The organism is Pseudoxanthomonas sp. OG2 (genome assembly GCF_014192765.1).
Lineage (GTDB): Bacteria > Pseudomonadota > Gammaproteobacteria > Xanthomonadales > Xanthomonadaceae > Pseudoxanthomonas_A > Pseudoxanthomonas_A beigongshangi.
The window spans coordinates 1,455,690-1,480,784 of the sequence record NZ_JACHYM010000001.1; the positions used below are offsets into that span (position 1 = coordinate 1,455,690).

Genomic DNA, 25,095 nt, shown 5'->3' on the forward strand with positions numbered 1-25,095 from the left:
ATTCGTGCCAGGCATGAATCCCGAATCCACTGAAGACGCTTCCGCAAATCCCCAATCCCCAATCACGAATCCCAGCCCCCACATGCGCGCCGATTTCTACCTCATCGCCAAGCCCCGGTTCCTGGAGGAGCCTTTGCGGCTGGTGTGCGAGCTGGCGCGCAAGGCCTATGACGGCAACCACTGGACGCTGATCCTGGCGCGTGACGCCGAGCAGGCCGAAGCGTTGGACGAGCTGTTGTGGTCGTTCGACGACGATGCCTACATCCCGCACCAGATTGCCGGCACCGACGAGGAAGACGATCTGACCCCGGTCCTGATCGCCACGCCCGACTTCGACGCGCCCTCGCGCACGCTGGTGATCAATCTGCGCGACGATGCCTATGCCGGCACCTGCGAGCGGGTGCTGGAAGTGGTGCCCGCCGATCCGGCCGCGCGCGACCCGCTGCGCGAACGCTGGAAGCAGTACAAGGCGCGCGGCTTCGACGTGAACAAGTACGACATGTGATGCCCGGGATTCGGGATTGGGGATTGGAGATGTCGCTCGCCGCATCCCGCTCCATCACGAATCCCAAATCCCCAATCCCGAATCCCGTCCCCAATGACCGATCTCGCCTCCAGCTACGACCCGAAAACCTTCGAATCCCGCCTGTACGCCGAGTGGGAAAGCGCCGGCCATTTCAAGCCGCGCGGCGAAGGCGAGCCGTACACGATCCTGCTGCCGCCGCCGAACGTCACCGGCACCCTGCACATGGGCCATGCGTTCCAGCAGACCATCATGGATGCGCTGATCCGCTACCACCGCATGCGCGGTTTCGACACGTTGTGGCAGGTCGGTACCGATCACGCCGGCATCGCCACCGAGATGGTCGTGGCGCGCAACCTGAGCCAGGAAAACCTGACCCGCGACGGTCTGGGCCGCGAAGGCTTCATCGGCAAGGTCTGGGAGTGGAAGGCCGAATCCGGCGACATCATCGAGCGGCAGATGCGCCGCCTGGGCACCTCCGGCGACTGGTCGCGCAGCACTTTCACCATGGATCCGGAACCCTCGCGCGCGGTGATCGAAGCGTTCGTGCGCTGGCACGAGGAAGGCCTGATCTATCGCGGCCAGCGGCTGGTCAACTGGGATCCGGTGCTGAAGACGGCGATTTCCGATCTGGAAGTGGAGAACGTCGAGGAAGACGGCTTCCTGTGGTCGATCGCCTATCCGCTGGCCGATGGCAGCGGCAGCGTGACCGTGGCCACCACCCGTCCGGAAACCATGCTCGGCGACGTCGCGGTGATGGTGCATCCGGAAGACGAGCGCTATGCGCACCTGATCGGCAAGGCGGTGAAGCTGCCGCTGACCGATCGCGAGATCCCGGTGATCGCCGACGACTACGTGGACCGCGAGTTCGGCACCGGCGTGGTCAAGGTGACCCCCGCGCACGATTTCAACGACTACCAGGTGGGCGTGCGCCACGAACTGCCGCTGATCAACCTGTTCACTCCCACCGCCACCATCAATGACAACGCGCCGGAGAAATATCGCGGCCTGGATCGCTACGACGCGCGCAAGGCGGTGCTGGCGGACCTGGAGGAAGCCGGACTGCTGGTGGAAACCAAGCCGCACAAGCTGCAGGTGCCGCGCGGCGATCGCACCGGCCAGGTGATCGAGCCGTACCTGACCGACCAGTGGTTCGTGAAGATGGACCGCCTGGCCCGTCGCGGCCTGGAACTGGTCGAGAACGGCGAGGTGAAGTTCGTGCCGCCGAACTGGATCAATACCTACCGCCACTGGATGGAGAACATCCAGGACTGGTGCATCAGCCGCCAGCTCTGGTGGGGCCACCGCATTCCGGCCTGGTTCGACGCCGAGGGCCGCTGCTACGTCGGCCGCGACGAGGCCGAAGCGCGCGCCAGGGCCGGACTGTCCGCCGACGTGGCGCTGACCCAGGACAGCGACGTGCTGGAAACCTGGTTCTCCTCGCAGCTGTGGCCGTTCAGCACCCTGGGCTGGCCGGACCCGCAGGCGATGGCGGCACGCGGCTATGACCGCTACCTGCCGTCCTCGGTGCTGGTCACCGGCTTCGACATCATCTTCTTCTGGGTCGCGCGCATGGTCATGGCGACCGACCATTTCACCGGCAAGGTGCCCTTCAGGGACGTCTACATGACCGGCCTGATCCGCGACAAGGACGGCCAGAAGATGTCCAAGTCCAAGGGCAACGTGCTGGATCCGCTCGACATCATCGACGGCATCTCGCTGGAGGATCTGGTCGCCAAGCGCACCCGTGGGCTGATGCAGCCGAAGATGGCCGAGAAGATCGAGAAGGCCACCCGCAAGGAATTCCCGGACGGCATCGCCCAGCACGGCGCCGACGCGCTGCGCTTCACCATCGCCGCGCTGGCCACCCATGGCCGCGACATCAAGTTCGATCTCGGCCGCGCCGAAGGCTACAAGAACTTCTGCAACAAGCTGTGGAACGCCAGCCGCTTCGTGCTGATGAACACCGCCACCTTCACCCTTCCCTCGCAAGTGGGGACCGTGCCCCCTACTCTTCCCCCGCAAGCGGGGACCGTTCCCCTTACTCTTCCCCAGCAAGCGAGGGAAGATGCCCGAAGGGCAGATGGGGGCCGCCCGGCAGGTGGAGGCAACGGTGCCGATGGACGCACCGCAATCCCCAATCCCGTCACCGACGCCGAAAAGTGGATCCTCGCCCGCCTGGCCAAGGCCACCGCCGAAGCCGAAACCCACTTCGCCAACTACCGCTTCGATCTGCTGGCGCAATCCCTGTACGAATTCGCCTGGAACGAGTTCTGCGACTGGTTCGTCGAACTGGCCAAGCCGGCGCTCAACGGCAGCGACGCGGCGGCCGCCGACAGCACCCGCCACACCTTGCTGCACGTGCTGGAAACGCTGCTGCGCCTGCTGCACCCGCTGATTCCCTTCGTCACCGAGGAGCTGTGGCAGCAGGTGGCACCGCGACTGGGCATCGCCGGCGAGACCATTTCGCTGCGCCCGTATCCCGCGAGCGGGGACTTCGCCGGCCAGGATTTCGGCCACGCCGAGGCGGACGTCGAGTGGCTCAAGACCATGGTCACCGCGTTGCGCCGCGTGCGCAGCGAACTGAACGTCGCGCCCTCGCGCAGCGTCCGCCTGCTCCTTCAAGCCGGCACCGCGCAGGATCGCCAGCGGATCGAGCGACATGCCGCTTCGCTGTCGTTCCTGCTCAAGCTCGAAGCCATCGAATGGCTGGCGGTGGACGCCGCGGCTCCCGCCTCCGCCGCGGCGATGGTCGGTGAGCTGAAGCTGCTGGTGCCGCTGGAGGGCCTGGTCGACCTGGATGCCGAGCGCACCCGCCTGGACAAGGAAATCAAGCGCGTGGAAGCCGAAATCGGCAAGTGCAACGGCAAGCTGGGCAACGCCACCTTCGTGCAGAACGCGCCGGCGGCGGTGGTCGAGCAGGAGCGCCAGCGCCTGGCCGAATGGACCACCCAGCTCAACGGCCTGCGCGAACAGCGCGCCAAGCTGTAATCCGACGGAGTGGGCCAAGGCCCACCCTACAGCGGCGGCATCTTCTCGATGTCGCCGGCGACCAGTTCGATCGCCATCACCAGCGCGTCCTCGCGCCCGTCGCGGGCCGGGTAGTAGCGCGGCCGCCGGCCGATCTCGTTGAAGCCTTCGCTGTGGTACAGCCGGATCGCGCCCAGGTTGGACGGGCGGACCTCCAGGAACACGCGGCCCGCGCGCAGATCACCCGCCTGCTTCACCAGCGCGCGCAGCAAGTACCGGCCCAGGCCGCGTCCCTGCCGTTCGGGCGTCACGCAGACATTGAGGATGTGGGCTTCGTCGGCGGCGATGCTGATCAGGCCATAGCCGATCACCAGGCCATGCTCGACCATCACCCAGGCCGGATAACCGGCCTTGAGGCAGTCGCGGAAAATGCCGCGGGTCCAGGGAAACGGATAGGCGCGCTGTTCAATCGCCATCACCGCGTCGAGATCGCCATCGCGCATCGGCCGCAACGAGGCCGACGGGACGATGCCCGGCTCGACGCTGACCGCGCTCACGGTGCCGATGGCCTGCGCAATGCCCGCAGCCGCGGCCACAGGGCACGCTTGGCGGCCGGATTGCCGCGCAGTTCCGAAGAGGCCGGCCACTGCGCGAAGATCTCCGCGGCGCCTTCCGCGTTCGGATTGCAGCCCGACGCGCGGATCAGGGCGAAATGCAGGCGATCCGGCAACCGCGAGGCCGGGCGGGAGCGCGGCGTCGCGGCGCGTACGCGCTCCGGGGCGGGCGAGGATTCGGGATCGAGGGCGGGTGCAACCCGCGCCGCCGCCGGTTCACGGGCCACGGGAGGTTTCGGCGGTTCCGCACGCGGCGGCGAGGCCGGCGCGTGCGACGGCGCGGCGGCGCCCAGGCCGGCCTCCGCCGGCTCCAGCTCGGCGGGCGACGGCGCGCCGGTCACCCAGACCGTATAGCCCAGCGCCGCCAGCCAGCCCTGCTGCTCTGCCGACCATGGCGTCTGCGCGGACAGGCTCATGCCCGCGCCTCGCCACGGCGCATCCGCTGCCACAGCCAGTAGCCAGGACCGGACAGTGCATAGCAAACGCCCACCGCGAACAGGACACGCGGCAGATCGATGAACAGGATCGCGATCACCACCGCGACCAGGAACAGGCCCACGAACGGCACCCGATCCGCGCGCGCGCCGCCTTCACCGCTGCCCTTGAAGCTCCAGAACCGGATCCGGCTGACCATCAACAATGCCGCCAGGATGGTCACCGCCAGCGCCACGTAGCGCAGTTCATCGCCGTTCCAGCCCAGGCTGCCATCGGCGAACGCCCACACGAAGGACATCATCAGCCCGGCCGCCGCCGGACTGGCCAGGCCGACGAACCAGCGCTTGTCGACCGTGCCGACCTGGGTGTTGAACCGCGCCAGCCGCAACGCCGCGCAGGCCGCGTAGAGGAATGCCACCGCCCAGCCCACGCGGCCCATCGCGGCGCTGTCCAGCTTCAGCGCCGAAAGCGACCAGTGATACATCACCAGCGCCGGCGCCAGGCCGAAGCTGACCAGATCGGCCAGCGAGTCGTACTGCACGCCGAACGCGCTGCTGGTGCCGGTGAGGCGGGCGACGCGGCCGTCGATGCCGTCCATCAGCCCCGCCACGAACACCGCGATGGCGGCGTTGACGAACTGGCCGTCGGCGGCGGCGATGATCGCGTAGAAACCCGCGAACAGGCCGGCGGTGGTGAACAGGTTCGGCAACAGGTAGATGCCGCGGGAACGCGGCGGCGGCTTGATTTCGTCCATGCGTCCCAGTTTAGCCCAAGCCCAGCCGCCGCCGGCTTGCCAGCCCGGCGGGGGAATGCTGCAATCCGGTTCCTGCCGTTTCCGCCTGGAGCCGACCGTGCGCGCACCGCCCCGACCGTCCACCGCCCTTCCGCTACTGGCGTTGGCGACGCTGGTCGTGGCCAGCCTGCCGGCCCTCGCCGGTCCCGTTTACCAATGGAAGGACGCCAAGGGCGTGACCCATTATTCGGACAAGCCACCGACGGACCGGCAATACCAGGACCGCCGCATCGCGCCGCGGGGCGAGCCGGTTCCGCAGGCCGATGCCGCCGCCGGCAAATCCGTCGAACACCCGCAATGCACCACCGCCCGCAAGAATCTGGAAATCCTCGGCAGCAGCGGTCCGGTCGCGCAGGCTGGCGAGGACGGCAAGCCGGGCCAGGCGATGGACGACACCCAGCGGGCCAACCAGCTGGCACTGGCGCAGGCGGCCGAAAAGGCTTACTGCGCGCCCCCGGCCAAGTAATCGGCGCACCCGCTCTCCAGCGCCGGACGCGGGCATCGGTGCATCCCGCGCAGGTCCGGCTTCGCTGCGGGCCCCGCCGTGCGGGCGCGGACTGCGCAAGGCTGGCAGAATAGGCCGTTCATTCCCCCGAAAAACCGAATCTCGATGCGCCTGTCGCAATTCCATCTCCGCACCGCCAAGGAAACCCCGGCCGACGCCGAACTGGTCAGCCACCAGCTGATGCTGCGCGCCGGCATGATCCGCAAGCTGGCCGCTGGCCTGTACACCTGGTCGCCGCTGGGCCTGCGCGTGCTGCGCAAGGTGGAAACCGTCGTGCGCGAGGAAATGAATCGCGCCGGCGCCATCGAAATGGTCATGCCGACCATCCAGCCGCGAGAACTGTGGGACGAGAGCGGACGCTGGGACAAGTTCGGCGATCAGTTGCTCAAGCTCAAGGATCGCAAGGAGCAGGAGTTCTGCTACAGCCCCACCGCGGAAGAGGCGGTCACCGAGTTCGCCCGGCAGGAGCTGAACAGCTACAAGCAGTTGCCGGTGAACTTCTACCAGATCCAGACCAAGTTCCGCGATGAAATCCGTCCGCGCTTCGGGGTGATGCGCGCGCGCGAATTCATCATGAAGGACGCGTACTCCTTCCACCTGACCGATGAGGATCTGGTGCGCGAGTACCGCAACATGCATGCGGCGTACACCCGCATCTTCACCCGCCTGGGCCTGGATTTCCGCGCGGTGCAGGCCGACAGCGGCGCGATTGGTGGCGACGCCTCGCAGGAGTTCCATGTGCTGGCCGAATCCGGCGAGGACGCGCTCGCCTTCTCCACCGGTTCGGACTATGCCGCCAACGTGGAAGCCGCGCAGGCCGCGCCGCCCGGGCCGCGTCCGGCCGCCGCGGAAGCGCTGCGGAAGATCGATACGCCCACCCAGAAGACCTGCGAGGACGTGGCCGCGCTGATGGGCGTCGCGTTGCAGCGAACCGTCAAGTCGGTCGCGCTGATGACCGAAGGCGGCTTCGTGTTGGCGCTGGTGCGCGGCGATCACGCGGTCAACGAGATCAAACTGGCGAAGGTGGCCGGCATGGCCGGGTACCGGCTGGCCAGCGAGGCGGAAATCCTGGCCCACCTGGGCAGCGAACCCGGTTTCCTCGGCCCGATCAACCCGCGCACGGCCATCCGCGTGATCGCCGATCGCGACGTCGCGGCGATGGCCGATTTCGTGGTCGGCGCCAACGAGGCCGGCTTCCACCTCGCCGGCGTCAACTGGGGTCGCGATCTGGCCGAACCCGAAACCGTCGCCGACATCCGCAACGTGGTCGCGGGCGAAGCCGCCGCCGATGGCGGCCAGATCCGCCTGGCGCGCGGCATCGAGGTCGGCCACGTGTTCCAGCTGGGCCGCAAGTACAGCGAGGCGATGCAGTTCACCGTGCTCGACGAAAACGGCAAGGCCGCCATTCCGGCGATGGGCTGCTATGGCATCGGCGTCACCCGCATCGTCGCCGCGGCGATCGAACAGAACCACGACGCCAACGGCATCATCTGGCCAGCGCCGATGGCGCCCTGGTCGGTGGCGGTCTGCGTGATCAATCCCAAGAACGATCCGGCGGTCACCCAGGCGGCGAACGAATTGCTGGCGGAACTGATCGGCGACGGCGTCGATGCCGTCCTGGATGATCGCGGCCTGCGTCCGGGCGCGATGTTCGCCGACATCGAACTGATCGGCATTCCGCATCGCGTGGTCGTGTCCGAACGCGGTCTCGCCGCCGGAACCTACGAATATCGCTTCCGCAAGGCCAGCGAAGCGGAAAACCTCGACAAGTCGGAATTGATTCGCCGCCTCGCGGGCTGAACGATAATCCGGATGACAATTCGGGGCGGATATTTGTCGATTCACTGACATTATTCGCCCCGATTTGTTTCTGCAAAGCCGCATGGCTAAGATGCAACTCCCGCCATGGACAGGTGATATTCCCTTTCCATACATCCGGAGAACTAGATGTCGATTGATTTGCGTGGCCTGTCGGCCAAAGAACTGGGCACCCTGATCGAGAAGGCCCGCCAGCAGCAGACGAAACTGGCCAAGCGCACTCCCATCGCTGCCATTCGCAGCAGAATCACCAAGTTCGCCAAGGCCGAGGGCTATACCATCGAGGAACTGTTCGGCACGGCAGGCAAGGCTCCCGCGGCACGTGGCCGCAAGGCCGCCGCCAAATCCGCTCCGCGCGCCGGCCGCAAGCTCGGCAAGGTGGCGCCCAAGTACCGCAATCCCGCCAATCCCAAGGAAACCTGGACCGGACGCGGCAAGCAGCCGCGCTGGCTGGCCGCGCACACCGCCAAGGGCAAGAAGCTGGAAGACTTCCTGATCAACAAGAAGAAGTAATCCGCTTCATCGCAAAGTAAAAAAGAACGCCACGGACTTCGGCCCGTGGCGTTTCTTGTTTTGGGAGGTGGATTTTCGGGCCGATGCCCGGTCCTGACGGAATCCGGCCAGCATCAGGATTCAGAGATTCTTTCGCGCCGATACCACCAGATTGCCGAACAGCAGCCCCGCGATCAGCGCCATCACGATATTGGTCACGCCCAGCAGTGCGGACTGGCCGACACCGACGTCCTGCTGCTGGACCAGCGTCATCAGTCCGCGCAGGCTCGCGCTGCCCGGGACCAGCATGAGGATGCCCGGTACCCGGATCAACGCGCCGGGCCGGTTGGCCCAGCGCGCGAAGGCATTGCCCGCGGCGGTCAGCACCAGTGCCGACAGGAAGATGCCCACCGGCGCCCCCCATGCCTCGCCGGCGAAGCGCGAGATGCCGTAACCGGCGAAAGCCGCCGCCATCACCCACGGGTAATCGCGCCGATGCGCCTTGAACAGCACCGCGAACGCATACGCGGCCAGCACCATCGACGACCATTCCACCCATTCCGGCTGCGGCCGCGACGCGCGCACTTCCGGATACAGGCCCACCAGTTCCGCCAGCGTGACCGCGATCAGGCTGCCGACGGTAAGTTTCAGAATCGTCGCCATCGCACCCGCGAAGCGGGCCACGCCGGACACCAGGTGCTGGCTGGTCAGCTCGTTCACCGAGTTGGTCAGCGCCATGCCGGGCAGCAGCACGATCAGCGAAGCGATGATGACCGTGTTGAGATTCAGCGGCGCGATGAAGTTGGCGATCAGGATCGCCACGAAGCCGGCCAGCAGCGCCGACAACGCATCGCTGGCTTCCTTCATCTGCGGCCGTCGCGCGATCACATGGCCCAGCAGGCCAATCAGCAAGCCGATCAGGCCGGCGGTGGCGATATCCAGCCACGGCAGCCGCCACAGTCCGGCGACCGCGCCGGAGGCCAGCCCCGAGGCCAGCACCTGCATCGCCCGCCAGCGGGCGCTCGGCCTGCGATCCAGCGAGCGCAGCGCGGTATGCCCCTCGGCCACGCTCATGCGCCCGGCGACCACGTCCTCGGCGATCCGGTCGGCCTCGCTCAATTTGTGCAGGTCGTTTTCACCCGGCGCCAGCCGGATCACCCGGGTCGTGTCGCTGGCGCCCAGCGGACGCGCCGGATCATTGAAACTCAGGATCAGCCCGGTCGGATTCGACCACGGCTCGCAATCCAGTCCAAGCCGCTGCGAGAGCGCGGCCACCGCCGCTTCCAGGCGCTGGGCGGTGGTGCCGTAGCTGTGCAGGCGGCTGGCGATCTCGCAGACGAAGGCGATGCGCTGGGCGTAGGTGGCGGAAGCCGAATTCTCTGACATGTCACAAAGGTTGGAGCCGGCTTCGCCGGGGGTGGGCCGCGAGGGTATTGCGTAAACTGATCGCGGTCGGCGCAGCATAAAGGTGGACGTTGAGTATTGGTATCGGCGAGGCGCTGGCGCTCGGCAGCGCGGCCGCCTGGGCGGTGGGCGTGATCCTGGCGCGCCAGCTGGGCGCGACCCTGCCGCCGCTGGCGCTCAACCTGATGAAGAACGGACTGATACTGGCGCTGCTGGCGCCGGTGGTCCTGTTCCTGCACGCCGGCCAATGGCCGCAGATGCCGATGCGCGATGTCGCGCTGGTGCTGGCCAGCGGCGTGCTCGGCATCGCCGTCGCCGACACCCTGTACTTCCGCGCGCTCAACGAACTGGGCGCCGGCCGCATGGGCGTCATCGGCAACCTCTACAGTCCGCTGGTGCTGCTGATGGGTTTCCTGTGGCTGGACGAGCGCCTGGGCGCGCGCCAATGGCTGGGCTTCGGCCTGGTCGGCCTGGGCGTGCTGCTGGTCACCCGCCCGCCGCGGGAATGGCGGACACATCCCGCCCACACGTTGCGTGGCGTGCTGATTGGCATGAGCGCGATTGCGCTGATGGCGATCGCGATCGTGATGGTCAAGCGCATCCTCGAGGAACAACCGTTGCTCTGGGTCACCGTGCTGCGCCTGGCCGGCGCGGTCGCCGGCCTGCTGCTGATCGCCGCCCTGCCCGGTCTGCGCCGCCATCGCGCGTTCGATCCCGGCAAGGTGCCGTGGCACCGGCTGATCCTCGCCGCGGTGATCGGCCAGGGGCTGTCGATGGTGCTGTGGCTGGGCGGCTACAAATACACCTCGGCCTCGGTGGCGGCCATCCTCAACGAGTCCGCATCGGTATTCCTGGTGATCCTCGCGGCGGTCTGGCTGCGCGAACCGCTGGGCCGGCGCGGCGCGGTCGGCGTCCTGCTTACGTTCAGCGGCATAGCCTGTATGCTGCTGGGCCGAGCGACGCCATGACCCGAACCGACGCACGCCCGCAGTTCCAATCCGACCCCTCCGAACCCTCGCGGGTGCGGCTGGAAGGCGATTGGACGCTCGCGACCGCCCTGAAGGTGGCCGAGCGCCTGCGCGAAGTCCCCGAAGGGGTGACCGAGCTGGACGCCACGGGCATCGCCCGCATCGATTCGGCCGGCGTGCTGCAACTGCTGCGCTTCGCCAGTCGGCGCAAGCTGGCGCCGGAGGCGCTGCTGTTCCGCGAGGATCATCAGGCGCTGGTCTCGACCATCGAGGATGTCGCCGATGATCGGCCGCCGCGCAAGCGCGACTACGGCTTCCTGGCCGCGTTGTCGCGCCTGGGCGAACGGGTCAGCGAGAACGGGCACGAAATCGTCGCCCTGCTCAGCTTCACCGGCGAGAATCTGGTCAAGCTGGCACGGATGGTCAAGGAACCGCGCCGCTTCCGCGCCATCGCCACCGTCTCGCACATGGAGCAGGTCGGCCTGGACGCCGTACCGCTGGTCATCCTGCTGTCGTACATGGTGGGCGCGGTCATCGCGTTCCTCGGCTCGACGGTGCTGCGGGACTTCGGCGCCGAGATCTTCGTGGTCGAACTGGTCAGCATCGCCTTCCTGCGCGAGTTCGCGGTCCTAATGACGGCAATCGTCCTGGCCGGCCGCACCGCATCGGCCTTCACCGCCCAGATCGGCGCGATGAAGAGCCGCGAGGAGATCGACGCGATCCGGACCCTGGGCCTGGATCCGGTGGATCTGCTGGTGATTCCGCGGCTGGTCGCCCTGTTGGTGATGCTGCCGCTGCTGACCTTCATTTCGATGATGGCCGGCCTGGCCGGCGGCGTGACGGTGGGTGCGTTCGACCTGGACATTCCCCCGCAGATGTACCTGGCGCGCATGCACGACACCATGGAGGTGCGGCATTTCCTGGTCGGCCTGTCCAAGGCGCCCGTGTTCGCGCTGGTGATCGGCCTGATTGGCTGCCTGCAGGGCCTGCAGGTCACCGGCACCGCGCAATCGGTCGGCGAGCGCACCACCTCCAGCGTGGTGCAGACGATCTCGCTGGTCATCATCCTCGACGCGCTGGCCGCGTTGTGGTTCATGCACATGGGCTGGTGACGCGATGGCCGATACGAGCGACGACGCGATCATCCAGGTCCGCGGACTGGTCAACCGGTTCGGCGAGCAGGTCGTGCACGATGGCCTGGACCTGGACGTGCGGCGCGGTGAAATCCTCGGCGTGGTCGGTGGCTCGGGCACCGGAAAATCGGTGCTGATGCGGGCCATCCTCGGCCTGCGCGCGCCGCAGGCCGGCAGCATCCGCGTGCTCGACACCGATGCGCTGTCAGAAGACCCGCAGGCGCGCCTGCACATCGAGCGCAACACTGGCGTGCTGTTCCAGGATGGCGCCCTGTTCTCCTCGCTGACCGTCGGCGAGAACGTGCAGGTGCCCCTGAAGGAGCACCACGGCGAGTTGCCCGACAGCTGGCGCTATGAACTGGCGCTGCTGAAGATAAAACTCGCCGGCCTGCCGGCCGACGCGCTCAACAAGCTGCCCGCGCAGCTGTCCGGCGGCATGCGCAAGCGCGCCGGCCTGGCACGCGCGCTGGCGCTGGACCCGCCGCTGCTGTTCCTGGACGAGCCCACCGCGGGCCTGGACCCGATCGGCGCCGCCGCGTTCGACCGCCTCATCAAGACGCTACAGGAAGCGCTGGGCCTGACGGTGTTCCTCATCACCCATGACTTGGACACCCTGTACGCTATCTGCGACCGGGTCGCGGTACTGGCCGACCGCAAGGTCGTGATCACCGCGCCGCTGGCGGAGGTGGAGCGTTTCGATCACCCCTGGGTCCAGGAGTATTTCCACGGCCCCCGGGCCAGGGCCGCCCGCGGCGAGCCCGAACAAGAGGAAGCCTGAAACATGGAAACCCGTGCCAACTACGTCCTCATCGGCGCCTTTACCCTGGTGACGGCGGCGGCGCTGCTGCTGTTCGGCCTGTGGGCGGCGAAATACTCCTCCGAACGCACCTGGCAGCAATACCAGATCGTGTTCCGCGAAGCGGTCACCGGCCTGTCGGTCGGCAGCCCGGTGCAGTACAACGGCATCGCCGTGGGCTCCATCACCAAGCTGTCGCTGGCCCCCAATGACCCGCGCCAGGTGGTGGCGAGCATCCGGGTGGAGTCCTCCACCCCGATCAAGACCGACACCCGCGCCAAGCTGGCCATCACCAGCCTGACCGGCCCCACCATCATCCAGCTCAGCGGCGGCACCCCGCAGGCGCCGGCGCTGACCTCGGTGGACAAGCGCGAGGCCCCGGTCATCCAGACCGCGCCGTCCGCGCTGCAGAACATCACCGACACCGCCAACCGGATCGTCGAACGGCTGGATGAAGTGCTGAGCGACAAGAACGTCGCCAGCATCGCGGCGACCTTGCAGAACCTGGAGAACATCAGCGGTTCGCTGGCCAACCGCGACGAGGGCCTGCAGGCGCTGATCGTCAGCGCGCGCGACGCGGCGAAGAAGCTGGATGCGACCCTGACCACCACCAACGGCGCCATCGAGCGCATCGATCAGAATCTGGTGCGGCAGCTGCCGCCCCTGCTGAACAAGCTGGACGCCACCCTCGCCAAGCTGGATTCGGCCGCCGGCAACGCCGACGCCATCCTGGGCGAGAACCGCGCCGCCATCAACAGCTTCGCCAACGATGGCCTGGGCCAGCTGGGTCCGACCCTGACCGAGTTGCGCGGCCTGGTCCGCGACCTGCGCCGGGTCAGTGATCGGCTGGAAGGCAACCCCACCCGCTACCTGCTCGGCCGCGACGCACCCAAGGAGTTCGAACCCAAATGAAGGCGCTGCGCATTCCCGTCTCCCTGTCGCTGGTCCTGCTGGCCGGCTGCTCCTCGATCCTGGGCAGCGGCCCGCGTGAACCCACCACCATCTACGCACCGGAAGTCCGGGTCACGGCCGACCCGAACTGGCCGACCGTCGCCTGGTCGCTGGTCATCGCCAAACCCACCGCCGCGCGCGTGGTCGACAGCCCGCGCATCTCGGTACGGCCGGCGCCGGGTGAACTGCAGGTCTACAAGGGCGCGTCGTGGTCGCAACCGGCGACCGAACTGCTGCAGGACGCGGTGCAGCGCACGCTGGAGGATTCCGGCCGGATTCCCGCCGTTTCCAGTGCCGACGCCGGCATCCTGGGCGACTACCGGCTGGTGATGGACGTGCGCCGCTTCGAGGCCGACTATGCCGGCCAATCGGCGCCGGCCGCGACCATCGAGGTCAACGCCAAGCTGGTGCAGAACCGCAGCCAGCGCGTGGTCGCCTCGCGCACCTTCCAGCAGGTCCGGCCAGCCGGTTCGACCGACGTCGCACAGGTGGCGACCGCGTTCGAGCAGGCGCTGTCCGCCCTGACTGGCGAGATTGCCGGCTGGGTGCTGGTCAGCGGACAGGCCGACGCCAGTCGCCCCTGAGCGCTTTGCCGTCCTGTCCGCGCATGCCGGCCGCTACCCGCGGCCCGGCGCCGGATGGATGAGGCGGAAGGTCAGGTTGATCCGCTCGCCCACCGGCCGCGCCGTGCGCGGGAGCGCATGGCGGTAATGGCGCTGGGTGTCGCCCGCCATCAGCAACAGGCTGCCATGCGGCAGATCCAGGGCCAGTCGGCTTTCCGCCCGTTCACGGTGCTTCAGCGCGAAGCGGCGGGTGGCACCCAGGCTGATCGAGGCGATTGCCGGCGCCTCGCCCAGTTCCGGTTCGTCATCGCTGTGCCATCCCATCGCATCGCGCCCGTTGCGGTAGCGATTGAGCAGCACGCTGTTGAACGGCGTACCCAGCGTATCCCGCAGGCGTGATGCCAGCCGCTTCACGTCCGGATGCCAGGCGCGCGGCTCGAACAGCGCGCCGGAGTAGCGATAGCGCGCTTCCGGTTCCCCCATCCAGCAGCTCAGCCGCGGCGAATCCACTTCCCGCCCGAACAGGCGGATGCGATGCACTTCCCACGGCACCCCCGCCATCACGCTGGCGAACAGGACGTCGGCCTCCTCCGGTTCCAGCCACTGTGGCCACAGGCGCAAATGCGCCCCCGGCAGGTCAATCATTCCATCCGGCAGCAGCGGCAGGGGTATGGTCATCGCACGCCATGCTCGCGGATTTGCCCCACCCCGCGCAAACCCCGAAAATAGCCGCAGCCTAACGCCACGAGGAAGCCCAGCCATGTCCGAAGCCGAACGCGATGTCATGGAGTACGACGTCGTCACCGTCGGTGCCGGTCCCGCGGGCCTGGCCTTCGCCATCCGCCTGAAACAGCTCAACCCGGAAATCTCGGTCTGCGTGATCGAGAAGGCCAGCACGGTCGGCGCGCAGATCCTGTCCGGTGCGGTGATCGAACCGGCGCCGCTCGACGCCCTGCTGCCCGGCTGGCGCAACAATCCGCCACCGGTCTGCGTGCCCGCGAAGGACGATGAGTTCTGGTTCCTCAGCAAGACCGGCGGCCGTAAGGCGCCCATCGTCCCGCCCGGCATGCGCAACCATGGCAACTTCATCGTCAGCCTCGGCGCGATGTGCGCCTGGCTGGCGCCGCAGGCCGAGGCGCTGGGCGTGGAAATCTATCCCGGCTTCGCCGCCGCCGAGACCCTGCACGACGAAAGCGGCAAGGTGGTTGGCGTGCGCATCGGCGACATGGGCGTGGCCAAGGATGGTTCGCACAAGCCCGGCTACACCCAGGGCATCGACATCCGCGCCAAGGTCACGGTGCTGGCCGAAGGCGCCCGTGGTCACCTGACCAAGCGGCTGGTCAAGCGCTTCGGCCTGGACAAGGACAGCGACCCGCAGGGCTATTCGATCGGCATCAAGGAACTGTGGCAGGTGCCGGAAGGCCGGGTCAGCCCCGGCAAGATCGTGCACACCATGGGCTGGCCGGCGGACGGCAAGATCTATGGCGGCAGTTTTCTCTACCACCTGGACAACAACCAGATTGCGCTGGGCTACGTCAGCGGACTGGACTACGCCGATCCCGAGTACAAGCCGTGGGAGGCCTTCCAGCAGTGGAAGAACCACCCGATGATCAAACCGCTGCTGGAAGGCGGCAGCATCCTGTCCGCCGGCGCACGCGCCATCGTCACCGGCGGCTGGCAATCGCTGCCCAAGGTGGAAATGCCCGGCGCGCTGCTGATCGGCGACACCGCCGGCCTGCTCAACGTGCCCAAGATCAAGGGCACCCACCAGGCCATCCGCAGCGGCATGCTGGCCGCCGAACACCTGGCCGGCAACAGCCTGGAACCAGCCGGCTTCGATGCCCGTTTGCGCGCCTCCGAGGCGATGAAGGAACTGAAGCAGGTCCGCAACATCAAGCCCGGCTTCAAGAAGGGCATGTGGTTCGGCCTGCTCAACGCCGCCTGGGAAACCGCGACCGGCGGACTCTCGCCGTGGACGCTCAAGGTCAAGCCGGACTGGTCGTCGCTGGACAAGATCGGCCAGCACGAGGAACCGCGCCGCGACTACGTCGAGCGCACGCTCGCCCCGCGTGACCGCCTGCAAGGCGTCTACTACGCCGCCACCGAGCACGACGAGGACCAGCCGGTCCACCTGAAGGTCGCCGACACCTCGATCTGCGTCACCCGCTGCGCCGAGGAATACGACAACCCCTGCACCCGCTTCTGCCCCGCCGGGGTCTACGAGATCGTCGACGATACCATGGCGGATGGAAGCAGCGGCAAGCGCCTGCAGATCAACGCCGCCAACTGCGTGCACTGCAAGACCTGCGACATCAAGGACCCCTACGAGATCATCACCTGGGTGACCCCGGAGGGTGGTTCGGGGCCGAACTATCAGAATCTATAGAACCGTCGGTTGTCCGGTGGGACAGGAGTAAGCAAAAAGAAGCCCCGCAACTGCGGGGCTTCTTCATTCACTTGGCCAAATGTCAGACTTTACCTGGCAGGCTGCGGCATCCACGCCCGGTCAATTGTGGAAACCGCTTGTTGAGTAGTTGCGTTCGCGGACTTCCAAATGGTGCTATTGCTGGCATTGCGCCAGAGAATGTCGGCATTGCCGTCACCGTCATAGTCACCGATGTCCACAACTTTCCAATACGAAGCAACGGAGCTGACGCTTTGCTGCTGCGTCGCGATTGCACTTCTCCAGATGACGTTACTGCCCGCCGAACTGCTGTTGCGCCACAAAATGTCGGCGTTGCCATCACCGTTGAAATCACCAACGCCAGCCACGAACCAATAGGTCGCGACCGAGGTCACGGCTTGGGTAGAGCTGGAACTGGCGGAACGCCAGATGACATTGGCGCCAGTAGTTGGATTACGCCACAGAATGTCGGATCGACCGTCTCCGTTGAAATCGGCAATTCCGGCGACCCGCCACACGGCATCCAGCTTACCCACGGCTTGTTGAGACGATGCAACACCTCCCTTCCAGATGGTGTTGTTGCTACCGTTACGCCAGAGAATGTCCGACTTTCCGTCACCGTCAAAATCACCAATGCCGACAACTTTCCAATAAGTCGCGACAGAACTGATCGTCTGTTGGGTTGTTGCGCTCCCACTTTTCCAGATGGCGTTTGCACCGGTGGTCAGATTTCGCCACAGGATATCGGCCTTGCCGTCACCGTCAAAATCACCGATACCGACAACCGTCCAGGGAGCATTCAAAGAATAAACATGCTGCTGCGTTGACGAGTTGGCTGTTTTCCAGATGACGTTGCCCGCGGTCGATGAGTTCCGCCAAAGGACGTCCGACCTCCCGTCGCCATCAAAGTCATTGGCCGTGCCGCGGAAGGGAACCACCGTCGCCCGGAACTGCGCCACCACCGGAATCGTCTGGTTCAAGCTGCGCGCATTGTCGGCCGAGTTCGCAACTCCACAAGCGCTGGCTGGGGTTCCGCAGGTCGTGAGGTTCGGATTGGAGAACAGGCGGTACGGCGTCTGGCCCGCATCACCATAAGCCATGATGGTATAGAAGTTGCCAGCCGTGTTCTTGTAGCCGTACGAGTAGGGGTAACGACCTGGGGTGTTGTTGGAATTGGCCTGATCATGGGCCGAGCCCAGCAGATGGCCAACCTCATGCACCATGCTTTCGGCTGCGCAATAGTAACTGTTGCCATCCGCGCCCAAATCATCGCCGAAGCTGACCACGCCGTAACCCCACTTGGCATCCTGAGCCGGGGTCACGGTGGCACCGTTGGCGCCAATCAACCAGGCAATACCGCATCCCTGGTGCTCAGGCTGCTGGAATCCACGAACCAAAAGCGCGACATCGGCGCCGTACTGATCACGCGCGGTACGCAGCGGGGTCAGTGTTGCAGGAATGGTGACGTTGCTGGCGCCATTGCTGCCGGTGAGTTCATACAGGGCCGTCTGATTTGCGTTGGTGTCCGTATAGGAGACTTCCTGGGCGTTCACCAATCGCAGATAGCCATTGACCTTGCTGTTGCTGAGGCCTTGGTTCGCGACCTGCAACAGGAAGGTCAGTGCCGTCGTCACGGACTGCTGCTTCAGGGCCGCCTGGTTGCGGAAGCCAGCGGTGTAACCCACCGCTACGTCAATCGTATTGACTCCGGTCGGAGGAGCCGCCATGGCGACAGCGTTCTGCGCAACCTGCGCCTTGGCCGCCAACGCCTGGCTCACAGCCGTGTCCACCAGGCCACTGGCCTCCGGAATCGCCATGTCGTTATGGCCAACATTCGGTGAACGCACCTTGGTCGGATCCATCTGGACCGCATAGAGGCCGGTACCACGCGTGCGGATGCTGAGCGGTGGTTTGCCGTTGCCCTGCGGAATGGAGGCGAAGACAGCTTCCTCACCGAAGGTGATGATGGCTTCCTGCATGGGATCACCACCTTCCACGCGGCCAACCCAGGTCCAGTTGCCGTCGATGCCCTCGTCGTGGCGTTCGTACTTGAGCTTGACCTCGCTGCCATCCGGCAGGGGCACGGTCATGTGGCCGGTCACCACACCCTTGAGCGCGTGCTCTTCGCTCATGCTCACCGGGTAATAGGTAAAGGCGCCTTCGCGCTTCACCGGCTTCCCCTGGTTCTGATAGGCCATCAGCGTCCCGCGATCGGGTGCGTTGGCAATCGAATGATGGACGTCGCGGCCGGATGGGGTCATCCCCGCCCGGGCCTGTGACTTGAGTGAATCGCCTCCTGCGGAGCCATGCAGCGCAGCCATCTGGCTGTCGGACTTCTGGCCGCTGCAGGCGGCCAACAAAACTACGGCGGCGCATGCGCCGAGGCGAAACTTCATGCGAACCCTCAATCTGGCTGGTGTTGCCCCTGAATCGGGAAATATAACCCAGCTCGCGGCTTCCCGGCCGTGAAGCCGGGTTTCACACGACGGGAGGGGCGGCATCGTACAGGTTGTCTTAAGCCGCCCCTGCCCCTCCTTTTTCAGGAGGTCCGGATGGGTACGCCGGTCTTGTCCCTGAGTTCGTCAAGGGTGACGCCGTCCGCAGTTTCAACCAGGGCCAGCCCCTCCGGGGTGACGTCGAACACGGCCAGGTCGGTGATGATCCGGTTCACCACCCCGACGCCGGTCAGCGGAAGGTCGCACTGGGGCAGGATCTTGTGGCTGCCGTCCTTCGCCACGTGCTCCATCAGCACGACGATGCGCTTGACCCCGGCGACCAGGTCCATGGCGCCACCCATGCCCTTGACCATCTTGCCGGGCACCATCCAGTTGGCCAGGTCGCCCCGGTCGGTGACCTGCATGGCGCCCAGCACGGCCAGGTCGATGTGGCCACCCCGGATCATGCCGAACGAATCGTGGCTGCCGAAGTAGCTGGCACCTGCCCGGGCGGTGACGGTCTGCTTGCCGGCGTTGATCAGGTCGGCGTCGACTTCGTCCTCGGTCGGGAACGGGCCGATGCCCAGCAGCCCGTTCTCGGACTGCAGCCAGACGTCGATGCCGGCGGGGATGTGGTTGGCTACCAGGGTCGGCAGGCCGATGCCCAGGTTCACGTAGGCGCCATCGGTCAGTTCGCGCGCGGCGCGCTGTGCCATCTCGTCGCGGGTCCAGGCCATCACTTGTCTCCTTGGCGCACGGTGCGCTGTTCGATGCGCTTCTCGGGATTCGGGTTGTGAACGATGCGATCCACGTAGATGCCCGGCAGGTGGACGTGGTCGGGGTCAATCTCGCCGATCTCCACGACCTGCTCGACCTCGGCCACGCAGATTTTCCCGGCCATGGCGCAGGCGGGATTGAAGTTGCGCGCCGTCTTGCGGAACACCAGGTTGCCGGCCTTGTCGGCCTTCCAGGCCTTGACCAGCGACACGTCGGCCACCAGCGCGGTTTCCATCACGTACCAGTGCTCGCCGAACTGACGGGTCTCCTTGCCCTCGGCCACCACGGTGCCGTAGCCGGTACGGGTGAAGAAGGCCGGAATGCCGGCGCCGCCGGCGCGCAGACGCTCGGCCAGCGTGCCCTGCGGGTTGAATTCCAGCTCCAGTTCACCGGCCAGGTACTGGCGCTCGAACTCCTTGTTCTCACCCACGTAGGACGAAATCATCTTGCTGATCTGGCGGGTCGCCAGCAGTTGCCCCAGGCCGAAACCGTCGACGCCGGCATTGTTGGAGATGGCCGTCAGCCCCTTCACGCCGCTGTCCCGCAGCGCGGCGATCAGCGCTTCCGGGATGCCGCACAGGCCGAATCCGCCGACCGCCAGGATCTGGCCATCCGCCACGATGCCATCCAGCGCGGCGGCGGCGCTGGGAAAGAGTTTCTGCTTGCCCGTCTTGGGGGCCGCGTTCGCGGTTTCAGCCATTGGCAGGATCCATCTCGGGAAATGTCCGCCATTCTACCCGTGCCCCCCCTGCGCAACAGGTACTTTCGGGCAATGGCAACACCCGCTCGACCATGCCCCCTACACTGCACGCCATGACTGCCATCGCCCTCATCACCGCCATCTCCGCCACCGGCCACGATGAAGATCTTCCACCGCTGCTGGCCGCCTGCGAGCGCGCCGGGCTATCGGTCCGCGCACTTGCCTGGGATGACGCGTCGGTGGGCTGGAGCCGCCTGGATGCCGCCTTGCTGCGCTCGCCCTGGGACTACACCGAGCGCCTGGCCGAGTTCATGGCATGGTGCGAGCGCGCGGCGCATTCCCTGGCACTGTTCAATCCGTTGCCGGTGGTCCGCTGGAACACCGACAAGCACTATCTGGCCGATCTGGCCGCACTCGGCGTACCCGTCGTGCCGACGGAGTTCGTCGAACCCGACGCCGAACCGATGGAGGCCCTGCAGGCGTTCCTGGCAAAACACCCGTCCGCGGAATTCGTGGTGAAGCCGACCGTAAGCGCGGGTGCGCGTGATACCCAGCGTTACCGTCGCGATCAGGAGTTCGCCGCGGGCAACCATCTGGCACGCCTGCTGGACGCCAACCGCAGCGCGATGCTCCAGCCGTATCTGTCGGCCGTGGATGCCGACGGGGAAACCGCCCTCATCCACATCGACGGCGTATTCAGCCACGCCATCCGCAAGGCCGCATTGCTGAAGGCCGGCGACACACCGCCGCTGGATCCGCATGCTTTCGGCGATATCCAGGCGCGGGAACCGGCCGACGACGAACGGCAGTTGGCCGATCAGGTGCTCGCCGCGGCCACCCGGCTGCTCAAGCTGGAAGCTCCCCTCCTGTATGCGCGCGTGGACCTGCTGCGCGGGATGGACGGCGTGCCGCGCCTGCTGGAACTCGAACTGACCGAGCCTTCCCTGTTCTTCGCCCAGGCCCCGGAGTCCGCCGGCCGGCTGGCCGAGGCCCTGGCGGGAAGGCTCGCGAACGGCACCGTACGGACTCGCACGGATATCGGCTGACCGCTAGAATCAGCGTTCTGCCCTCGGCCAGCCGCCGCGGCCGGGCCTCTCCGTAGCACTGAAGGAATTCCCAGAGGATGAAGATTCTCGTCGCCTACAAGCGCGTGGTGGACTACAACGTCCGCATCCAGGTCAAGCCGGACGGGTCCGGCGTGGTCACCGACGGCGTCAAGCTGTCGGCCAACCCCTTCGATGAAATCGCGCTGGAAGAAGCCCTGCGGCTGCGCGACAAGGGCATCGCCACCGAGGTCGTGGTCGCCACCATCGCGCCGGCCGACGCCCAGGCGCACCTGCGCAACGGCCTGGCCATGGGCGCCAACCGCGCCATCCACGTGGTCACCGACCAGCCGATCCAGCCGCTGACCGCCGCCCGCACCCTGCTCAAGCTGATCGAGAAGGAACAGCCACAGCTGGTCATCCTGGGCAAGCAGGCCATCGACGACGATGCCAACCAGACCGGCCAGATGCTGGCCACCTTGTGGGGCCGTCCGCAGGCGACCTTCGCATCCAAGCTGGAAATCGCCGGCGACAAGGCCACCGTGACCCGGGAAGTGGACGCCGGCCTGGAAACCCTGGAAGTCGACCTGCCAGCGGTGGTCACCACCGACCTGCGCCTCAACGAGCCGCGTTTCATCAAGCTGCCGGACATCATGAAGGCCAAGAGCAAGCCGCTGGAGACCCTGCAACTGGCCGATCTCGGCGTGCAGGCGGCCGATACCCTGAAGACCACCCATTACGCCGCCCCGGCCAAGCGCAGCAAGGGCGTGATGGTCAAGGATGCGGCCGAACTGGTCGCCGCGCTCAAGGCCAAGGGCCTGCTGTAACCCATCGTTCCCTCTTCTTCCGGGAAGAGGGTCGCGGCGATGGCGCGACGCGGAAACGCAGGCGCGCCACCGCCAGAATTCTGGAGATTCCGCAATGTCCAAAGTCCTCGTCATCGCCGAACACCTGGACGGCAAGCTCAACAGCGCCACCGCCAAGACCGTCAGCGCCGCCCAGGCCCTGAAGCCCGACAGCATCGATGTCGTGGTGCTGGCCGCCGATCCGGCCGGCATCGCCGCCGAAGCGGCGCAGGTCGCCGGGGTCGCCCGCGTCCTGACGGTCGCCAATCCCGCCAACGCGAACGCCATCGCCCAGGTGCTGGCTCCGCAGATCGCGCAGTTGGCCGCCGGCTACACCCATGTCTTCGGTCCTTCCACCACTTTCGGCAAGGATCTGATGCCCTGCGTCGCCGCGCTGCTGGGCGTGGCCCAGGTGTCGGACGTGATGAGCGTCGAGGGCAGCCACGTGTTCAAGCGCCCGATCTACGCCGGCAACGCCATCATCACCGTCGAGGCGCCGGCCGATCAGACCGTCGTCGCCACCGTCCGCAGCGCTTCCTGGCCGGAAGCGGCCAAGGGCGGCAGCGCCAGCATCGAGGCGGTCACCGCCGACGCCTCCCTGCCCTCGCATACCCGCTACCTCGGCCTGGCTGCCGGCAAATCCGACCGCCCCGACCTCCAGAGCGCAAAGCGCGTGGTCTCCGGTGGCCGCGGCGTCGGCTCGGCGGAGAACTTCAAGATCATCTACGACCTGGCCGACAAGCTGGGCGCGGGCGTCGGTGCCTCGCGCGCCGCGGTCGACGCCGGCTATGTCCCGAACGAACTCCAGGTCGGCCAGACCGGCAAGATCATCGCCCCCGAGCTATACGTGGCCGTCGGCATCTCCGGCGCCATCCAGCACCTGACCGGCATCAAGGACGCCGGCACCATCGTGGCCATCAACAAGGACGCGGAAGCCCCGATTTTCGAGATTGCGGACATCGGGCTGGTGGGGGATTTGTTCAAGTTGCTACCGGAACTGGAAGCGGCCCTGTGAGCGCGCGGTAAAGCATGATGAAGAAAGTGATGGTGGTGTTCGGCACGAGGCCGGAAGCGATCAAGATGGCGCCCGTGGTACACGCACTCAGGGCTCACCCTCTGTTGCAGCCACAGGTGGTGGTAACTGCGCAACATCGCCAGATGCTTGATCAGGTGCTGGATATCTTCCAGATAGAGCCTGACCAGGATCTCGATATCATGCGCCATGGACAGACTCTGCCGGAGCTAACGGCACGAATCGTCAGTGGTATGTCACCCTTGATCAGCGCCATGGCCCCGGACATCGTCCTGGTCCATGGAGATACCTCGACAACACTATCGACAGCGCTGGCGGCGTTCTACGCCAAGGTTCCAGTTGGCCATGTAGAGGCAGGACTGCGGACCGGGGACATGCATGCCCCCTGGCCAGAGGAAATGAACCGGCGGCTCACTGCGCCGCTAGCCAATCTCCATTTTGCGCCAACTGCCCAATCCCGGGAAAATCTGCTTCGCGAAGGAATTCGCGCTGACAGCGTGCACGTAACGGGCAATACCGTCATCGATGCACTACTAGCCGTTGATTCCCGGCTGCGTACCGAGCCGACACTGTCCGCACGGATGCAGGAACTATTTCCATTCCTCGACCCCAACCGCAAGCTGCTACTAGTGACGGGGCATCGTCGAGAGAACTTCGGTGATGGCTTCGAACGCATCTGCAAGGCGATCTCGAATCTGGCGGAACGTGATGATCTGCAGATCGTCTATCCCGTGCACCTGAATCCCCACGTCCAGGAGCCTGTAAATCGCCATCTTTCAGGGTCATCAAACATCCATTTGATTGCTCCCCAGGACTATCTTCCATTCGTCTATCTGATGCAGCAATCACATGTAATTCTCACCGACTCCGGTGGTGTCCAGGAAGAAGCGCCTTCTTTGGGCAAGCCCGTATTGGTCATGAGAAACACTACCGAACGCCCAGAGGCTGTGGAGGCGGGCACCGTCACGCTAGTCGGGACGGATACGGACAGAATCCATGCGCAGGTATCGCAATTACTCGATGATCCCGCTCGCTACGCTTCCATGTCGCAGGCACACAATCCATACGGGGACGGTCTCTCAGCAACCCGTATAGCGTCGATTATTGCAGATACCCTTCGCTAGTGGTTCGCGACATCAGACTCAGCTGATCATTGCCTCTGCGTAATTTTCGCGAGTTCGGCCACCGTGTGGTCGTAATATGTCTGGGTGAAGTGATAAGGAGCCTTGCCCCACCGATGGTTGGGGTCTGCACGCACAACCGACTCCGGATAATCGATGTATCGAAGTGACCAATGCTTCTCCAACGCATCGTACAGCCGCGAGAGAATCTCATTGTTATCCTTAATCCAACGGATACTAGAGGCATCGCTGCCATCCTCGAACTTTTCTGCCCAGAACGCTCTGTTTATCACGAGCTTGCTTCGATCGACACTCCCAAGCAAGCGACTCACGCCCGCCAACCAGAGAGTGAGAAACTCTTCAGAATCTGGGGTAAGCAGCACTCTTCCTTCCGACTGGAATCCAGCGTGTTCAAGTTCACCCGACAGACTGAAGCAAGTATTCCCCGCCAGAACGAGCTTGAATCTCTCGTCAATGAAATCCAGCAGCAGGATATCGTGCGGATTCCCCGCTAATAATGTCCCAGTGGTTTTGTCGAGGTCATTGAAAAGCATCCTCCGCTGGAAAGGGCTTTGCAAGGAAGCGACCAAATCCCGCACCTGGACCTCGCTAACTGGATCCAGACCAAAACTAGCCATGGATGTTCGCGCTACGTACTGCCGAATCGCGAATAAATCCTCATTTCCCTCCAACGCGTCCCTGGACACACAGCTCCCTAGGATGAATACGTTGCGTGCTTTGTTATGCATGGATGCTGCAACCTTCGTTGACT

At 65.7% G+C, this 25,095-nt stretch carries 24 protein-coding genes; 15 read left to right on the plus strand and 9 right to left on the minus strand.

Features of this window, described 5'->3' with window-relative positions:
• Positions 1-82 precede the first annotated feature (82 nt).
• Both FHW78_RS06855 and FHW78_RS06860 read left to right on the plus strand, forming a co-directional pair.
• Positions 83-505, plus strand: coding sequence for a DNA polymerase III subunit chi (locus FHW78_RS06855; protein WP_183639097.1), 423 nt, complete (start codon positions 83-85; stop codon positions 503-505).
• Between the two features lie 93 nt (positions 506-598).
• Positions 599-3,514, plus strand: a complete 2,916-nt coding sequence (locus tag FHW78_RS06860) for a valine--tRNA ligase (RefSeq protein WP_183639098.1) — start codon at positions 599-601, stop codon at positions 3,512-3,514.
• A gap of 26 nt (positions 3,515-3,540) precedes the next feature.
• Here FHW78_RS06860 and rimI read toward each other — a convergent pair whose 3' ends face one another.
• The 3 genes from rimI to pssA are packed head-to-tail and all read right to left on the minus strand — an operon-like array spanning position 3,541 to position 5,296.
• Entirely contained in the window at positions 3,541-3,996 is a 456-nt protein-coding gene (gene rimI, locus FHW78_RS06865) for a ribosomal protein S18-alanine N-acetyltransferase (protein ID WP_183641208.1), read from the minus strand.
• Positions 3,997-4,046: 50 nt separating this feature from the next.
• A complete protein-coding gene (locus FHW78_RS20160) occupies positions 4,047-4,523 on the minus strand; it encodes a hypothetical protein (protein WP_183639099.1) in 477 nt (158 codons plus the stop codon).
• On the minus strand, positions 4,520-5,296 hold the full coding sequence (pssA, locus tag FHW78_RS06875) for a CDP-diacylglycerol--serine O-phosphatidyltransferase (protein WP_183639101.1): 777 nt from the start codon (positions 5,294-5,296) through the stop codon (positions 4,520-4,522). Before pssA ends, FHW78_RS20160 begins: the two co-directional genes overlap by 4 nt.
• Before the next feature lie 97 nt (positions 5,297-5,393).
• Here pssA and FHW78_RS06880 point away from each other — a divergent pair, with 97 nt between their 5' ends.
• From FHW78_RS06880 to FHW78_RS06890, 3 genes are all read left to right on the plus strand, one after another.
• Positions 5,394-5,801, plus strand: coding sequence for a DUF4124 domain-containing protein (locus FHW78_RS06880; RefSeq protein ID WP_318287731.1), 408 nt, complete (start codon positions 5,394-5,396; stop codon positions 5,799-5,801).
• Positions 5,802-5,945: 144 nt separating this feature from the next.
• Complete coding sequence (locus tag FHW78_RS06885) at positions 5,946-7,640, plus strand: proline--tRNA ligase (RefSeq protein WP_183639105.1); 1,695 nt, start codon at positions 5,946-5,948, stop codon at positions 7,638-7,640.
• Positions 7,641-7,787: 147 nt separating this feature from the next.
• Positions 7,788-8,171 carry an H-NS histone family protein gene (locus FHW78_RS06890; RefSeq protein WP_183639106.1) on the plus strand — a complete coding sequence of 128 codons (384 nt, stop codon included), beginning with the start codon at positions 7,788-7,790 and terminating at the stop codon, positions 8,169-8,171.
• Positions 8,172-8,291: 120 nt separating this feature from the next.
• On the opposite strand, the gene FHW78_RS06895 is transcribed toward FHW78_RS06890, so the two are convergent.
• On the minus strand, positions 8,292-9,536 hold the full coding sequence (locus FHW78_RS06895) for a threonine/serine exporter family protein (RefSeq protein WP_183639108.1): 1,245 nt from the start codon (positions 9,534-9,536) through the stop codon (positions 8,292-8,294).
• Positions 9,537-9,625: 89 nt separating this feature from the next.
• Here FHW78_RS06895 and FHW78_RS06900 point away from each other — a divergent pair, with 89 nt between their 5' ends.
• From FHW78_RS06900 to FHW78_RS06920, 5 genes are read left to right on the plus strand one after another with little or no spacing between them, the layout of a single operon-like run.
• Entirely contained in the window at positions 9,626-10,522 is an 897-nt protein-coding gene (locus tag FHW78_RS06900) for a DMT family transporter (RefSeq protein WP_183639110.1), read from the plus strand.
• Entirely contained in the window at positions 10,519-11,634 is a 1,116-nt protein-coding gene (locus tag FHW78_RS06905) for an ABC transporter permease (protein WP_183639112.1), read from the plus strand. Before FHW78_RS06900 ends, FHW78_RS06905 begins: the two co-directional genes overlap by 4 nt.
• Before the next feature lie 4 nt (positions 11,635-11,638).
• Positions 11,639-12,433 carry an ABC transporter ATP-binding protein gene (locus FHW78_RS06910; RefSeq protein WP_183639114.1) on the plus strand — a complete coding sequence of 265 codons (795 nt, stop codon included), beginning with the start codon at positions 11,639-11,641 and terminating at the stop codon, positions 12,431-12,433.
• Between the two features lie 3 nt (positions 12,434-12,436).
• Positions 12,437-13,363: an MlaD family protein gene (locus tag FHW78_RS06915; RefSeq protein WP_141455600.1), complete on the plus strand. Its 927-nt coding sequence runs from the start codon at positions 12,437-12,439 to the stop codon at positions 13,361-13,363.
• Entirely contained in the window at positions 13,360-13,986 is a 627-nt protein-coding gene (locus FHW78_RS06920) for an ABC-type transport auxiliary lipoprotein family protein (RefSeq protein ID WP_183639116.1), read from the plus strand. The genes FHW78_RS06915 and FHW78_RS06920 overlap by 4 nt, the downstream gene beginning before the upstream one ends.
• A 33-nt stretch (positions 13,987-14,019) precedes the next feature.
• Here the strand turns inward: FHW78_RS06920 and FHW78_RS06925 are convergent, their stop codons facing one another.
• Positions 14,020-14,610 (minus strand): alpha-ketoglutarate-dependent dioxygenase AlkB, encoded by a 591-nt coding sequence (locus FHW78_RS06925; RefSeq protein WP_183641210.1) that lies wholly within the window; start codon positions 14,608-14,610, stop codon positions 14,020-14,022.
• Positions 14,611-14,725: 115 nt separating this feature from the next.
• Here FHW78_RS06925 and FHW78_RS06930 point away from each other — a divergent pair, with 115 nt between their 5' ends.
• Positions 14,726-16,351, plus strand: a complete 1,626-nt coding sequence (locus tag FHW78_RS06930; protein WP_183639118.1) for an electron transfer flavoprotein-ubiquinone oxidoreductase — start codon at positions 14,726-14,728, stop codon at positions 16,349-16,351.
• Between the two features lie 89 nt (positions 16,352-16,440).
• On the opposite strand, the gene FHW78_RS06935 is transcribed toward FHW78_RS06930, so the two are convergent.
• From FHW78_RS06935 to FHW78_RS06945, 3 genes are all read right to left on the minus strand, one after another.
• Positions 16,441-18,765, minus strand: coding sequence for an FG-GAP-like repeat-containing protein (locus FHW78_RS06935; protein WP_183639120.1), 2,325 nt, complete (start codon positions 18,763-18,765; stop codon positions 16,441-16,443).
• A gap of 143 nt (positions 18,766-18,908) precedes the next feature.
• Positions 18,909-19,541, minus strand: coding sequence for a CoA transferase subunit B (locus FHW78_RS06940; RefSeq protein WP_183639122.1), 633 nt, complete (start codon positions 19,539-19,541; stop codon positions 18,909-18,911).
• Positions 19,541-20,281 (minus strand): CoA transferase subunit A, encoded by a 741-nt coding sequence (locus FHW78_RS06945; RefSeq protein ID WP_141455594.1) that lies wholly within the window; start codon positions 20,279-20,281, stop codon positions 19,541-19,543. Before FHW78_RS06945 ends, FHW78_RS06940 begins: the two co-directional genes overlap by 1 nt.
• 113 nt (positions 20,282-20,394) lie before the next feature.
• Between FHW78_RS06945 and FHW78_RS06950 the strand changes: the two genes are divergently transcribed.
• The 4 genes from FHW78_RS06950 to wecB all read left to right on the plus strand — a co-directional run bounded on the left by FHW78_RS06950 (position 20,395) and on the right by wecB (position 24,326).
• On the plus strand, positions 20,395-21,327 hold the full coding sequence (locus FHW78_RS06950; RefSeq protein ID WP_183639124.1) for a hypothetical protein: 933 nt from the start codon (positions 20,395-20,397) through the stop codon (positions 21,325-21,327).
• Positions 21,328-21,404: 77 nt separating this feature from the next.
• Positions 21,405-22,151, plus strand: a complete 747-nt coding sequence (locus tag FHW78_RS06955; protein ID WP_183639126.1) for an electron transfer flavoprotein subunit beta/FixA family protein — start codon at positions 21,405-21,407, stop codon at positions 22,149-22,151.
• 94 nt (positions 22,152-22,245) lie between these two features.
• Positions 22,246-23,184 (plus strand): electron transfer flavoprotein subunit alpha/FixB family protein, encoded by a 939-nt coding sequence (locus FHW78_RS06960; RefSeq protein ID WP_183639128.1) that lies wholly within the window; start codon positions 22,246-22,248, stop codon positions 23,182-23,184.
• A 17-nt stretch (positions 23,185-23,201) separates the two neighbouring features.
• Positions 23,202-24,326 carry a UDP-N-acetylglucosamine 2-epimerase (non-hydrolyzing) gene (gene wecB / locus FHW78_RS06965; protein WP_183639131.1) on the plus strand — a complete coding sequence of 375 codons (1,125 nt, stop codon included), beginning with the start codon at positions 23,202-23,204 and terminating at the stop codon, positions 24,324-24,326.
• Between the two features lie 26 nt (positions 24,327-24,352).
• Here wecB and FHW78_RS06970 read toward each other — a convergent pair whose 3' ends face one another.
• Positions 24,353-25,072 (minus strand): DUF6270 domain-containing protein, encoded by a 720-nt coding sequence (locus FHW78_RS06970; protein WP_220094184.1) that lies wholly within the window; start codon positions 25,070-25,072, stop codon positions 24,353-24,355.
• Between the last annotated feature and the right edge of the window lie 23 nt (positions 25,073-25,095).